The 290-nt window shown below is 79.0% G+C and carries 1 pseudogene; it reads right to left on the bottom strand.

From position 1 onward, the window contains the following. Nucleotides 1-290, bottom strand: a pseudogene (locus ACLBXO_RS32180) (Holliday junction branch migration protein RuvA); the annotation flags it as partial.

Below are 290 nucleotides of genomic sequence, written 5' to 3'. Positions count from 1 at the left end.
AGGCCCAGCCGGATCAGCACCTTCGCTTCGGCGCCCTCCCCCGCGCCCTTCAGCGCAGCCGCGATGGCGGCGGCGGCCTGGACCTGCGGGTAGCCGAGATTGACCAGGGCCGGGACGGCGTCCGCCACCGGCTGCGGGGCGGCCCCCTCCTCGACGGCGCCCGTCAGGGCGACCAGCGCGGGGTCGACGGGCGCGAAGGCCGGCGCCTTGTCCTTGAGCTCGGCGGCGTGCCGGGCGGCGAGGCGCGGCCCGACCCCCGGGGCCCGGCTGATCGAGCCCTTGTCGCCGGT

The sequence above is a fragment of the Methylobacterium sp. C33D genome (genome assembly GCF_053345825.1).
Note: the sequence above shows the minus strand (reverse complement) of the source record. Positions and strands in the feature narration are given on the sequence as shown.